16 protein-coding genes are annotated in these 11,135 nt (G+C 55.9%); 11 read left to right on the forward strand and 5 right to left on the reverse strand.

The window, feature by feature from the left end; all coding sequences use genetic code 11:
• Positions 1–25: 25 nt before the first annotated feature.
• On the reverse strand, positions 26–937 hold the full coding sequence (locus ACMGGQ_RS08960; protein ID WP_420289888.1) for a LysR substrate-binding domain-containing protein: 912 nt from the start codon (positions 935–937) through the stop codon (positions 26–28).
• 99 nt (positions 938–1,036) lie between these two features.
• Here ACMGGQ_RS08960 and ACMGGQ_RS08965 point away from each other — a divergent pair, with 99 nt between their 5' ends.
• From ACMGGQ_RS08965 to ACMGGQ_RS08975, 3 genes are all read left to right on the forward strand, one after another.
• Positions 1,037–2,149 (forward strand): alkene reductase, encoded by a 1,113-nt coding sequence (locus ACMGGQ_RS08965; RefSeq protein ID WP_420289889.1) that lies wholly within the window; start codon positions 1,037–1,039, stop codon positions 2,147–2,149.
• On the forward strand, positions 2,146–2,868 hold the full coding sequence (locus ACMGGQ_RS08970; protein WP_196352314.1) for an SDR family oxidoreductase: 723 nt from the start codon (positions 2,146–2,148) through the stop codon (positions 2,866–2,868). The genes ACMGGQ_RS08965 and ACMGGQ_RS08970 overlap by 4 nt, the downstream gene beginning before the upstream one ends.
• A gap of 65 nt (positions 2,869–2,933) precedes the next feature.
• Positions 2,934–3,473, forward strand: a complete 540-nt coding sequence (locus ACMGGQ_RS08975; protein WP_420289890.1) for an ester cyclase — start codon at positions 2,934–2,936, stop codon at positions 3,471–3,473.
• Positions 3,474–3,512: 39 nt separating this feature from the next.
• On the opposite strand, the gene ACMGGQ_RS08980 is transcribed toward ACMGGQ_RS08975, so the two are convergent.
• A complete protein-coding gene (locus ACMGGQ_RS08980; protein WP_021241363.1) occupies positions 3,513–3,980 on the reverse strand; it encodes a DUF1348 family protein in 468 nt (155 codons plus the stop codon).
• A gap of 104 nt (positions 3,981–4,084) precedes the next feature.
• Here ACMGGQ_RS08980 and ACMGGQ_RS08985 point away from each other — a divergent pair, with 104 nt between their 5' ends.
• Entirely contained in the window at positions 4,085–4,663 is a 579-nt protein-coding gene (locus tag ACMGGQ_RS08985; protein WP_420289891.1) for a TetR/AcrR family transcriptional regulator, read from the forward strand.
• Positions 4,664–4,778: 115 nt separating this feature from the next.
• Here ACMGGQ_RS08985 and ACMGGQ_RS08990 read toward each other — a convergent pair whose 3' ends face one another.
• On the reverse strand, positions 4,779–5,336 hold the full coding sequence (locus tag ACMGGQ_RS08990; RefSeq protein WP_032674726.1) for a histidine phosphatase family protein: 558 nt from the start codon (positions 5,334–5,336) through the stop codon (positions 4,779–4,781).
• 172 nt (positions 5,337–5,508) lie between these two features.
• On the opposite strand from ACMGGQ_RS08990, the gene ACMGGQ_RS08995 reads away from it, so the two are divergent.
• From ACMGGQ_RS08995 to ACMGGQ_RS09010, 4 genes are read left to right on the forward strand one after another with little or no spacing between them, the layout of a single operon-like run.
• Positions 5,509–5,904 carry a DoxX family protein gene (locus ACMGGQ_RS08995; RefSeq protein ID WP_072052297.1) on the forward strand — a complete coding sequence of 132 codons (396 nt, stop codon included), beginning with the start codon at positions 5,509–5,511 and terminating at the stop codon, positions 5,902–5,904.
• Positions 5,901–6,533: a TetR/AcrR family transcriptional regulator gene (locus ACMGGQ_RS09000; RefSeq protein WP_021241367.1), complete on the forward strand. Its 633-nt coding sequence runs from the start codon at positions 5,901–5,903 to the stop codon at positions 6,531–6,533. The genes ACMGGQ_RS08995 and ACMGGQ_RS09000 overlap by 4 nt, the downstream gene beginning before the upstream one ends.
• Before the next feature lie 30 nt (positions 6,534–6,563).
• Positions 6,564–6,968, forward strand: a complete 405-nt coding sequence (locus ACMGGQ_RS09005; RefSeq protein ID WP_252073338.1) for a VOC family protein — start codon at positions 6,564–6,566, stop codon at positions 6,966–6,968.
• A gap of 18 nt (positions 6,969–6,986) precedes the next feature.
• Positions 6,987–7,499: a GNAT family N-acetyltransferase gene (locus ACMGGQ_RS09010; RefSeq protein ID WP_277718818.1), complete on the forward strand. Its 513-nt coding sequence runs from the start codon at positions 6,987–6,989 to the stop codon at positions 7,497–7,499.
• Here the strand turns inward: ACMGGQ_RS09010 and ACMGGQ_RS09015 are convergent.
• Positions 7,480–8,268 (reverse strand): hypothetical protein, encoded by a 789-nt coding sequence (locus ACMGGQ_RS09015; protein WP_045910465.1) that lies wholly within the window; start codon positions 8,266–8,268, stop codon positions 7,480–7,482. The two genes, ACMGGQ_RS09010 and ACMGGQ_RS09015, sit on opposite strands and share 20 nt — an antisense overlap.
• 1 nt (position 8,269) lies before the next feature.
• Entirely contained in the window at positions 8,270–8,467 is a 198-nt protein-coding gene (locus tag ACMGGQ_RS09020; protein ID WP_008502331.1) for a hypothetical protein, read from the reverse strand.
• Between the two features lie 261 nt (positions 8,468–8,728).
• On the opposite strand from ACMGGQ_RS09020, the gene ACMGGQ_RS09025 reads away from it, so the two are divergent.
• The 3 genes from ACMGGQ_RS09025 to ACMGGQ_RS09035 are packed head-to-tail and all read left to right on the forward strand — an operon-like array spanning position 8,729 to position 11,135.
• Positions 8,729–9,163, forward strand: a complete 435-nt coding sequence (locus ACMGGQ_RS09025) for a nuclear transport factor 2 family protein (protein WP_045910466.1) — start codon at positions 8,729–8,731, stop codon at positions 9,161–9,163.
• Positions 9,160–9,879 (forward strand): SDR family NAD(P)-dependent oxidoreductase, encoded by a 720-nt coding sequence (locus ACMGGQ_RS09030; protein ID WP_420289892.1) that lies wholly within the window; start codon positions 9,160–9,162, stop codon positions 9,877–9,879. Before ACMGGQ_RS09025 ends, ACMGGQ_RS09030 begins: the two co-directional genes overlap by 4 nt.
• Positions 9,876–11,135 (forward strand): NAD(P)/FAD-dependent oxidoreductase, encoded by a 1,260-nt coding sequence (locus ACMGGQ_RS09035; RefSeq protein ID WP_420289893.1) that lies wholly within the window; start codon positions 9,876–9,878, stop codon positions 11,133–11,135. The genes ACMGGQ_RS09030 and ACMGGQ_RS09035 overlap by 4 nt, the downstream gene beginning before the upstream one ends.

An 11,135-nucleotide genomic window follows, 5' to 3' on the forward strand; every position in this document is an offset into this window, starting at 1 on the left:
GAGTAAGTGTATCACTGTTTTTACGTTAATGTTTTTTAAGCCAGTCGAGAAAAAACTGACTGAACGCCGTAACCTGAAGCGGCTGCAGCCTGCGCTGTGGATAAACAAACTGCAGCCCGACATCTTTGCGATCGTATCGGCTAAAGCCGGTGAAGCTGTCGGCAAACAGCACCGTGAGTCTTCCTGCCTCAACATCGTCTTTGACGTCCCACCACGATTTCCCCGCGATGCCGGCCCCGCTGAGCGCCCACTGACGAAGCACTGCCCCGTCGTCGCACACCATGGCGGGCTCGACGCGTACAATGTTTTCCTCTCCCTCTTTTTCAAAACGCCATTCGTTCATCACCACGCCCTGAGACTCCAGCGCCAGGCAACGGTGTCGGGCTAAATCTGCAAACGTGTCGGGGATGCCGTGGTCGTTAAGATACGCCCCGGAGGCAACCAGCACCCGATGGTTCGGGCGGATGTTTCTGACGACAAGGCTGCTGTCCGGCAGGTTACCGAAACGCACGCTCATATCCAGCCGGTTAGCAACCAGATCCTCAACGTGTTCTTTTAGCGAGATGTAAAATTTTACGGTAGGATGGCGTCGGGAAAATTCAATCACGGCAGGGCTGAGATACTGTCTGCCAAAGTCCGAGGGAGAGGAAAGGCGAATGTTGCCGCTGAGCACGCCTTCTTTTTGCGTCAGCAGCGACTCGGCGTGATGCACCTCTTCCAGCACGCGCAGCGCGGCGTGGTAAAACTCTTCGCCTGCGCGGGTCAGGGTGAGGGAGCGCGTGGAGCGATGAAACAGCCGCGTCTGGTAACGCTCCTCAATCGCCTTCAGCCTGGCCGTCATGGTGGCAGGGGAAAGCGACAGGCGTCGTCCGGCGGCGGAAAGACTTCCGGCCCTGGCGACTTCCACCAGTAAGGCCATGTCTTCGAGTTTACCCATTATTCATTTTTTCCGAAAAGTGCATCTATTTTTAGCGTAATTATCAAAATCATATGCCGACTGTAAAGTGATTTCATCCAAACCATAAGGGATGAAAACATGAAACCTACCTCACTCTTTGAACGTTACAGGCTGGGTCAGTTAGAGCTGAAAAATCGTATCGTCATGGCGCCGATGACTCGCGCGCGCTCCCTTCAGCCGGGCAACATTCCCTCCGCGCTGATGGCCGAGTATTACCGGCAGCGGGCCAGCGCGGGGTTAATCATCACCGAAGCCACGCAGATCTCGCCTCAGGGTCAGGGATACTCCTGGACGCCCGGCATCCATTCGCCGGAGCAGGTTTCAGGATGGCAGCTCACGACGGGGGCCGTGCATCAGGCGGGCGGCGTCATTTTTTCTCAGCTCTGGCACGTTGGGCGAATGTCGCACGCCAGTTTTCACCCGGACGGTCAGCCGGTCGCCCCGTCAGCGCTGGCCCCGGACGCGCAGGTGTGGGTGGTGAATGAGCGTGGTGAAGGCGAGATGGTTGACTGCCCGCAGCCGAGAACGCTCTCACGCAAGGACATTCAGAACATCGTCGCGGACTATCGCCAGGCCGCTTTGAATGCCGTCCAGGCCGGGTTTGATGGTGTGGAGATCCACGGTGGAAACGGCTATCTGATCGACCAGTTCCTGCGCCAAACCTCCAACAAACGCACCGACGAGTACGGCGGTACGGTGGCTAACCGGATCCGCTTCGCCCAGGAAGTGTTAAGCGCGATTGCCGAAGCCATTGGTCACGAACGTACGGGCATCCGTCTTTCGCCGTTTATTACCCAGCGCGGGATGAATGACCCGCAGGTCTCTGAAGCCATACTCGCGCTTGCGGCCTGGTGCGAACAAAAGGGGATTGCATTCATCCACCTGGCGGAAGCCGACTGGGACGACGCGCCGCAGATACCCGAGCGTTTCCGTCAATCCCTTCGCGAGACCTTCAGCGGAACCCTGATCGTCGCGGGCAACTATGACCTTGCCAAAGCCGAAGAAATTCTGGCGGCGGGCTATGCCGATTTGATTGCCTTCGGACGACCGTTTATTGCCAACCCGGATTTGCCTCACCGGCTGTCGCACCGCTTGCCGCTGGCCCAGGTGCGCGACCCCGCCACGCTGTTTGGCGGGACCGCCACGGGCTATACCGATTACCCAACGTACACCCTGCAGGAGGAAACATGATGACCCGTAAAACCTTAATTATCGGCGGCGCGTCCGGCATCGGTTTCGCCCTGGGAAGTCTGCTTGCCGGGCGCGGCGAGGAGATTATGCTTGCTGGGCGCGACAGCGCAAAACTGGACGCGGCACGGCAACGACTGAGCGCTCATGCCGCGTCTGTTAGCACCCTCGTGCTCGATATCAGCCGTGAGGCAGAGCTTGTTGCGCTCAGTGAAACGCTGGGCGAGGTCAATAATATTGTCGTCACGGCGGGTTCACAGGCGCCGGGCGGGCTGCTTTCCGGACTGGATCTCCGTGCGGCAAGACATGCCTTTGATACAAAATTCTGGGGAAGCCTCAATGTCGCCCGCTATCTCAGCGGGAACATCGCCCCCCGCGGTACGCTGACCTTCACCAGCGGCTTTGTGGCGCGCCGCACCGTGGCGGGCGCCATCGTAAAAACCACGATGAATGCCGCCATTGAGGCCGCGACAAAAGTGCTGGCGAAGGAGCTTTCCCCGCTGCGCGTCAACGTCGTGAGTCCGGGGCTGACCGACACGGAAGCGTATGCGGGGATGGACGCCGCCGCGCGGGAAAAAATGCTCGCCGGCGCGGCGGCAACCCTGCCAGCCAAGGCCTGGGGAAGGGCGGAGGACATCGCGCAAGGGTATCTTTTCGCCATGGACAATCCCTTTGTCACGGGGTCGGTCATTGATATTGAGGGCGGGGCGTTAATTAACTGAATCCCCACCGGTTTGAACCGCAGGAAATCGTCTGCGGGTAACGTAATACTCTGTTGAGAGACATCATGAAATATACGACGTGTTTTCGTCCAGCTGTGGCGATGCTTATTCTTGCCGGTCTGTCCGGCACCACATTTTCGGCGCAGCTGGAATGGCTTCAGCCGAAACAGCTTATTGTTGATAAGAGCTTGTCCCAGGCGCAATTAAGGGCGAATGAAGCCGTTGCCAGAGAATATGCAACGTTCTGGAATACGGGAGAAGAATCCCTGGCGCGTGATGCGCTGGCGGTGAATTTCAGCGATAAAACGCCCCCGGAAGGTCGTAAGCAGGGGCCTGAAGGCGCTATTTTAGCCTCCCGGGCGTTTCGTGCCGCCGTGCCGGACTTACGCTGTGACGTTGAGCAGATGATTATTTCAGGCAATCGCGTGGTTTCGCATTTGCATTTTTACGGCACATTCACCGGGACATTTGGCACGCTGAAAGGAAAAGGGCAGAAAATAGATTTCATCGCTACGGATATTTATGAAATCCGCGACGGTAAAATTACGGCAAACTGGCATATTGAGGACAACCTGACGCTGATGAAACAGCTGGGCGCACTCTAAACCCATCACTCCGGGGCGCCCCGGAGTGATGTAGAAATCCTATAAGCCCAGATCGCTCAGCGACGGATGATCGTCCGGGCGTCTGCCCAGCGGCCAGTGGAACAGTCGCTCGGATTCTTTTATCGGCATATCGTTTACGCAGGCAAAACGACGCTTCATCAAGCCGTCAGGGTCGAATTCCCAGTTCTCGTTGCCGTACGAGCGGAACCAGTTGCCTGAATCATCATGCCATTCATAGGCATAGCGGACCGCGATGCGGTTATCCGTAAAGGCCCACAGCTCTTTAATCAGACGATAATCCAGCTCTTTTTTCCATTTCCGCTCCAGAAACGCCCGGGCCTCTTCACGGTTGGTGGCGAACTCAGCACGGTTGCGCCATTGGGTATCCAGCGTATAGGCCAGCGCGACTTTCGCCGGGTCGCGACTGTTCCAGCCATCTTCTGCCAGCCTGACTTTTTCGATGGCGCTTTCACGGGTGAAGGGCGGTAAAGGAGGACGTGTGTTCATGGCGGTTACCTCAGTGTGATTTTATGTAGACAGGTCTGTCTACTTGGGGTAATCTATGCCTGAAAAATAACGCTGTCAACACCCTTTTTGAGGCTGTCGAAAAAATGAAAACCGAACACGCAGGCAACGAAACAAAAATTAGCGTCCGGGATAAAATATTACTCACGGCGCACGATCTGTTTTATTCCACGGGCTTCAGGGCGACGGGGGTTGATACGCTGATTAAAGAGGCGAAAGTGACGAAGGTGACGTTTTATCGCCATTTTCCGAGCAAAAGTTTACTTATTCTCGCCTATTTGCACTATCGGCATGAAATATGGATTAACTGGTTTGAATCCACGCTGCGCCGACATCTCGATGACGGCGAAATACCTGCTGATGCGATTTCTGCAACGCTCTGTGAATGGTTTATTTCGCCCGAGTTCCACGGCTGTGCGTTTATTAATGCCAGCGCCGAAGCCAAATCCGAAGATATTGAAAGTGAAATAAAAGCGATATGCCGCGATCATAAAATCGAAACAAAGAATATTATTGCGTCGCTAACGACCATCACGGATGAGCGCGTCGTCAATGAAATCATGTTGCTCATTGACGGCGCCATTATTCATGCGCAGATGGGCATGGAGACGGATGAGGTCATCACGTCGTTGAAGAGGGCGCTGGCAGACTTAATCGGGGGCTAGCGAGGATCCCCCCTTAGTCCTCCAGACGATGGCTGACAGGTGCATTCAACATTTGCGAATAACAGTCGGCTGGCGTGCGCCGAGGATGAACAATCCTCGGCCTCAGCATGTGCCGCTATACAATGCTGTAAACCCCCGCTCCCCAGTACCCCTTACCCGGACGAGTCTGTTCTTTCCAGCCTGATGCGATCAGTTCTTTTGCAATGAACCGGTTGATGACCCCGTGCCCCATGAGCAAGACGGGGCCGTCAGAGTCCTTCGCTACATTCACCAGGATTTCTGCCGCCTTAACGGCACGTTCTTTTGCGGCGCTTACGCGCTCTGACTCGCCAGACAGGCCGCAGAGCCAAAGAACGCGAAACAGCGCTGCCCAGTAAAAAGGCGATAGCCGTAACCCCGGAATACGGAACACCGGCAGCTCTGCTTCCCGGAAAACCTCATCAATTAAGCCCGGTTCACACCCCAGCGATTTCAATGATGAAAGGGCTCGCGGGAGAGGGCTGCTGAGAAACGTCAGCGCGCGGCACGCGAGGATTTGAGCCATCTCCGAAGGTCTGTCGCGGCCCGTTGAAGAGCGGTTATAGCTGTCGATCCATCCCACCATTTCCCTGTACGACACCTTTCCCGCGCCCCTGTATTCGGGTTCGCCGTGGCGCATCAAAATAATTTCCATATGTCTTCATCGCTCACCATCCATTCACCAGAGGCAGACTAGCGCGTTCTCACACTGATTTTCACCCACCCGTTTTGGTGTTTCACGGCGTTGATCGCACTTATCAGACTTGTCGGTCTGTTAATTAATAAGTAGACTCGCCAGTCTTTTAAATGATCAAAGAGATAATTCAGTGTCAAAAATCACGTCATCTATCCCAACACTCTGTCTTTCAAGAATTTTACTGACCTTTTTCTTCTGGATGGCAGGCTTTTACGGGTTGTTCAACTTTGGAGAGATTGTGCTGGAAATGGTGGACGTGGGTCTCCCCTGGCCCGTCTTATTCGCGACAGGCACCATTCTCTGTCAGCTTGTAGGCTCTGCTCTGGTGATTTCGAATTTTGCGGGCTACGGATGGATTGGATCGGCAATGCTGATTGTGTTTACATTACTCACCATTCCGGTGGGGCATCCATTCTGGAAATTTAGCGAGCCCCAGCGCACCCAGGAGTTTCATATCGCGCTTGAACACATAACCGTTATCGGGGGGCTCATGATGAGCATGCTTTTGTCAGGTCGTAAACGATGAGAGAAAAGGTTCGGCAGAAAGGCCGCCCAAAAGATCCGTCAAAGGAGCAGGCGATACTGCAGGCCGCAAGAAGCCTGTTTCTCGAGAAAGGCCTCGATGTCACGACGGAAGAAATTGCCCGCGTTGCCGGGGTGGCAAAAGCCACGCTTTATGCCAATTTCGCGGATAAAGATCTGCTTGTTGAGGCCGTACTCCGTAAGGAATCGGATCTGACCATCAGTGACAGTGATTTTTCCGAGCGGCATCATCTGTCGTTGACCGAGGTCTTAACCGCGTTTGGCAACCGTTTTGTCCGCTTCATCAACCAGCGCGAGCTGACGGGCTGGGACCGCTTAATTGCCTCCGCCGCTATTCGTCATCCGGAGTTACCCGCGCGTTTTTATGCGGCAGGTCCCGGCAGGGCGCAGCAGATGCTGGAGACAATTATCGGTGAAGCCGTTGAAAAGGGCTTACTGATCGCGTGCTCCCCGCGCGAAGCAGCTGACGACCTGGCCGGGTTATGGCTCGGGATGACAAGCCTTGAGATAAAGCTTGGCGCCAGAAAAAGCTTATCTGATGAAGAAATTGCTCGTCGGGTTACGCATGCGATCGCTGTTTTTATGTGCGCGTATTCAGTGGAAAAGCGCTGAGCATAACCATTTAGAGTAAAGGTAACGGAAATGAGAACACAGAAACGATGCCTCGGCTGCGTGGCTATTGTGGTTGATGACTACGATCGTGCCATTGAATACTACACCGACAAGCTGGGGTTTACCCTTGTAGAGGATACGCCCCAACCGGGAAAGCGCTGGGTAGTCGTCTCACCCAACCCGGAAAGCGACTGCAATATTTTGCTGGCTCGTGCGTCTAACGAGAGGCAGGAAGATTTTATTGGTAATCAATGCGGTGGCCGAGTTTTCCTGTTCCTTCAGACGGATGATTTTTGGCGCGATTACCATGCCATGAAAGCAAAAGGCGTTCATTTTTGTGAAGAACCTCGTGAGGAAGAGTACGGTATGGTGGTGGTGTTTGAAGATATTTACGGCAACCGCTGGGACCTCTATCAACATGCCCAACGCGGGTGATGACCAGGGATACCTTCCATGACTCTTCGAATTCGACAGGCCAGCGGGGCCGATTCTTCGCTCTTAAGCGAACTTGGATACCGCATTTACCCCGCCCATTTTCAGCATCTGTGGGTATCAGACGCCGAGATGAAGGCCTTTCTGGACGGCGAGTACGCCGTTTCTGTACTTGAACAGAGCCTGATAGATAACACTGTGTCCTGGTATGTTGCAGAGACCGATCGGCCAGTGGGATTCATGAAAGTGACCTGGGACGCCATGCTTCCAGAAACGGACAAGAGGGGCGTTCTCCTCAACAAGCTCTACCTCGATCCTGCCGAGACCGGCAAGAACTATGGTCAGGACCTGTTCAATAAAATTATCGACATGGCCCGGAGCAGGGGAAAGGACTATCTCTGGCTGGAAGTGCTTGAGCAGAACGGAGGAGCGTACCGGTTCTACCAGAAGCAGGGCATGCTCTGCATTAAGAACGTCCTTTTTGAAACAGCCTCACAGCAGAGCATACTCAGAATTATGGGGATGTCTCTTTAGGGCCAGGGCTCTCATCCCGCTGTGCCAGCGACAGCGCGCTGGCGCTGGCGGGATCGAACAGCGAGATGCTCTCAATCTGATTGAGTAAAATCACCTTGCGGAATGACATGGCGCTGCGGGGTTCCGAGTCGAGCGTAATGTCATGCTCGGCGTACCACCGGCTGTAATTATTCTCGATGCGCAGGTTCATCGTCTTCTCGTCCCGGTACCCGCTCAACATCGGGATCAGCACGATATTGGCCGTTTTTTCATATTCCAGCGTCGCGGTGTGGATCATACCCACGTATATCCGCCTCGAGCGGAGCGTGACCTGCGCCAGCTCGCCTTGCTCCATACATTGATAGAGCAGTTGCTCGATCCCGCTCGCCTGCGCAAGCCGTTTGTAGAGCTTTTTCCGACTCTCGCCATCCAGCCTGGCACTGCCTGCCCAGTTAGACCGGTAGAGACAAAACAGGATGGCAAACGCCAGCATTACCACCACCGGCGCCTGAATGCCTAAAAAACTCCAGTTCATAAAGTCGATTTGCCAGTCGGTGTATTTCGGTGAGGCAAAATGGAAAGCGTTGTTGGCGGCGGAAAGGCTAAGCAGCAGCAGCCAGAGTAACCCCGTGGCAATCACCCCTTGCAGAACGAAAATACAGCCGTAAAGCGCAACGAGAAAATAGACATCCCAACCGAAGGAACGCTTGATTTTAAAGCGGGTCGACAGGTCGCGGCTGGTGTACCAGTACCCGCAGACCATCAGCACCATAAATATCGCCGTTCCCATATCAGGCCCTCTTCAGCGCGTTAACGTGACGCAGAAAGTCCTGCCGCACCTCGTTGCTCTTGTAGTTCACCGAGGCGTTCCCGTCCTGGTCGATGATGATGCGGTCGCCATCTTCCACGGCTTCAATAATTTCCTGCTGACTCATCACCTGCAGTAAGGATTCCGGGCTTGAGAATAGGGAGAGAAAGAAACGTTTCATGTCAGGCATCCTTATGAATAAAAAGGATAAGCCTGGAAGATGACCGCTGAATTTGCCTTAAGGATAACCTGAAAGTGAGTGAAAGTCGGGTGGCGGCTATGCCTTACCCGGCCTACAAAAGCTTCAACCGAATGAGCTTTCAACTTATTGATATTTATGTGTAATAAAAAATAAATTCGCACAAACTTGGACAAATAACGTTAATTGTGTAAGTTTTAATTATGCGATTACGCCACGTTGTTTACAGCCAGGATGTGACCCATGAGCACTTTGCCCTCTGTCGTGAGTCGGTTTGTCGAGTACTACGCCGCACTGGATAGCCAGCCGCCGTCCGCGCTGGCGGGGCTTTATCATTCGAATGCCACGCTTATCGATCCCTTCGGTGAGCACAACGGTATTTTTGCGCTTCAGCGCTATTTCACCCATCTGCTGGCCAACGTCGAGAACTGCCGTTTTTCTATCGATCCGCCGCTGTGCAGCGGGAATCGATTTGTTGTCACCTGGGTGATGCACTGGTCGCATCCGCGCATTGCCGGAGGCGAACCGCTCGATCTGCCGGGGTGCTCGGTGGTGGAGACGGAAAACGATCTCATCACGCGCCAGCGGGACTACTACGATGCGGGAGAGATGATCTACGAACATCTTCCTCTGCTGGGCTGGGCGGTTCGCGGCGTGAAGCGGAGGGTGAAATCATGAAGACGGTGTTGATTACCGGCGCAAGCTCGGGGATTGGCGCCGGGCTGGCGAAATCCTTCTCTGCTGACGGCTACCATGTGATTGCCTGCGGGCGCGATCCGGCGCGTCTGGAAGCGCTGCATCAGACCTGTCCCAATCTCACCGTGCGCCTGTTCGATATGACGGACAGGGACGCCTGTCGCCAGGCGCTGACCGGCAGCTACGCCGACCTGATTATTCTCTGCGCGGGTACCTGCGAATACCTCGACGGTGGCGTGGTGGATGCGGCGCTGGTGGAGCGGGTCATGAACACCAATTTCCTCGGGCCGGTGAACTGCCTTGAGGCGCTACAACCGCAGCTGGTTGCCGGTAACCGTGTGGTGCTGGTGAGTTCGATGGCGCACTGGCTTCCCTTCCCGCGTGCAGAGGCCTACGGCGCGTCCAAAGCGGCGCTGAGCTGGTTTGCCGAGAGCCTGCGCCTGGACTGGGAGCCAAAAGGGATTGCCGTCACGGTTGTCTCTCCGGGCTTTGTCGATACGCCCCTGACGCAAAAAAACGATTTTGCCATGCCGGGCAGAGTAACCGTCGACGAGGCGGTCAAGGCGATCCGTATCGGACTGGCGGCTGGGAAAATGCACATCGCGTTTCCGTCCGGGTTTGGCTTCATTTTGCGGCTGCTTTCCGGGCTGCCTGCGTTTCTTCAGCGCACGCTGCTGCGCAGGATGGTGCGTTCATGAAAATTGCGATTATCGGCAGCGGCATTGCCGGGCTGACCTGCGCCTGGCGCCTGGCCGGACACCATCAGGTGACCCTGTTTGAAGCGGGATCGACGCCGGGCGGCCATACCGCAACGGTTGACGTGACGACGCCACAGGGTACATACGCGATCGATACCGGGTTTATCGTCTACAACGACCGTACCTACCCGCGCTTTATGGGCCTGCTCAGCGAGCTGGGCATCAGCGGGCAAAAAACGCAGATGAGCTTTTCGGTGCACGACCCCGCGACGGGGTTTGAGTACAACGGCCACACGCTGACGTCGCTGTTTGCCCAGCGTCGAAACCTGGTGAATCCGGCATTCTGGCGGCTACTGGGCGAGATCGTACGCTTTAACCGCCTGGCAAAACAGGCGCTGGACGGGGAAGTGGATCCGAACGCCACGCTGCAGACGTTTCTGGACCAGCACGGCTTCACGCCGTTTTTTGCGCGCCACTACATTCTGCCGATGGGGGCCGCCATCTGGTCATCGTCGCTGCAGGAGATGACGCGCTTCCCGCTGCCGCTCTTTTTACGTTTCTTCCAAAACCACGGTCTGCTGGATATCACCCATCGCCCGCAGTGGTACGTGGTGCCGGGCGGCTCGCGGGAGTATATCCGCGCGATGCGGGACAAATTGGGCGATCGGCTGACGCTGCATCTCAATACGCCGGTTCAGCGGGTGAGCCGCCACGAGCGCGGGGTCACGCTCCAGCTCGAAAACGGCAGCCATACCTTCGATCAGGTGATATTTGCCTGCCACTCCGCTCAGGCGCTGGCCATGCTTGACGACCCGACCACCGCAGAGCGCGAGGTGCTGGGCGATATCGGCTGGCAGCGCAACGAGGTTGTGTTGCACAGCGACCCGCGCTGGCTGCCGGTGCGGCCGCGCGCCTGGGCGAGCTGGAACTACCGCCTGAGCGAGCAGGCGCAGGCCAGCGCCTGTGTCACCTACAACATGAATATCCTGCAGGGGCTGCCTGCGGGCAGCCCGCTGTTCTGCGTCACCCTGAACCCGGACGCGCCGGTGGATGAGCGCTTCGTTCTGCAACGCTTCGTTTATGAGCATCCGCTGTTTAACCCGCAAAGCTGGCGGGCGCAGGCGCGGCGCGGCGAGATCAACGGCCACCGGCGGAGCTGGTTCTGCGGAGCCTACTGGTACAACGGTTTTCATGAGGACGGGGTGCGCAGCGCGCTGGACGTGGTCAATGCGATAGCGGCCGGGGAGGGGAACTGA

It is taken from the genome of Enterobacter sp. BNK-13, from assembly GCF_048685015.1.
Lineage (GTDB): Bacteria > Pseudomonadota > Gammaproteobacteria > Enterobacterales > Enterobacteriaceae > Enterobacter > Enterobacter quasiroggenkampii.

Coding starts and splice junctions, on each gene's coding strand:
- ACMGGQ_RS08990 (WP_032674726.1), bottom strand. CDS start 5,336: ATGGAAATTATTTTGATGCGCCACGGCGAACCCGAATACAGGGGCGCG.
- ACMGGQ_RS08980 (WP_021241363.1), bottom strand. CDS start 3,980: ATGAACACACGTCCTCCTTTACCGCCCTTCACCCGTGAAAGCGCCATC.
- ACMGGQ_RS09020 (WP_008502331.1), bottom strand. CDS start 8,467: ATGAAACGTTTCTTTCTCTCCCTATTCTCAAGCCCGGAATCCTTACTG.
- ACMGGQ_RS08960 (WP_420289888.1), bottom strand. CDS start 937: ATGGGTAAACTCGAAGACATGGCCTTACTGGTGGAAGTCGCCAGGGCC.
- ACMGGQ_RS09000 (WP_021241367.1), top strand. CDS start 5,901: ATGAGAGAAAAGGTTCGGCAGAAAGGCCGCCCAAAAGATCCGTCAAAG.
- ACMGGQ_RS09035 (WP_420289893.1), top strand. CDS start 9,876: ATGAAAATTGCGATTATCGGCAGCGGCATTGCCGGGCTGACCTGCGCC.
- ACMGGQ_RS08985 (WP_420289891.1), top strand. CDS start 4,085: ATGAAAACCGAACACGCAGGCAACGAAACAAAAATTAGCGTCCGGGAT.
- ACMGGQ_RS09005 (WP_252073338.1), top strand. CDS start 6,564: ATGAGAACACAGAAACGATGCCTCGGCTGCGTGGCTATTGTGGTTGAT.
- ACMGGQ_RS09025 (WP_045910466.1), top strand. CDS start 8,729: ATGAGCACTTTGCCCTCTGTCGTGAGTCGGTTTGTCGAGTACTACGCC.
- ACMGGQ_RS08975 (WP_420289890.1), top strand. CDS start 2,934: ATGAAATATACGACGTGTTTTCGTCCAGCTGTGGCGATGCTTATTCTT.
- ACMGGQ_RS09010 (WP_277718818.1), top strand. CDS start 6,987: ATGACTCTTCGAATTCGACAGGCCAGCGGGGCCGATTCTTCGCTCTTA.
- ACMGGQ_RS09015 (WP_045910465.1), bottom strand. CDS start 8,268: ATGGGAACGGCGATATTTATGGTGCTGATGGTCTGCGGGTACTGGTAC.
- ACMGGQ_RS09030 (WP_420289892.1), top strand. CDS start 9,160: ATGAAGACGGTGTTGATTACCGGCGCAAGCTCGGGGATTGGCGCCGGG.
- ACMGGQ_RS08965 (WP_420289889.1), top strand. CDS start 1,037: ATGAAACCTACCTCACTCTTTGAACGTTACAGGCTGGGTCAGTTAGAG.
- ACMGGQ_RS08970 (WP_196352314.1), top strand. CDS start 2,146: ATGATGACCCGTAAAACCTTAATTATCGGCGGCGCGTCCGGCATCGGT.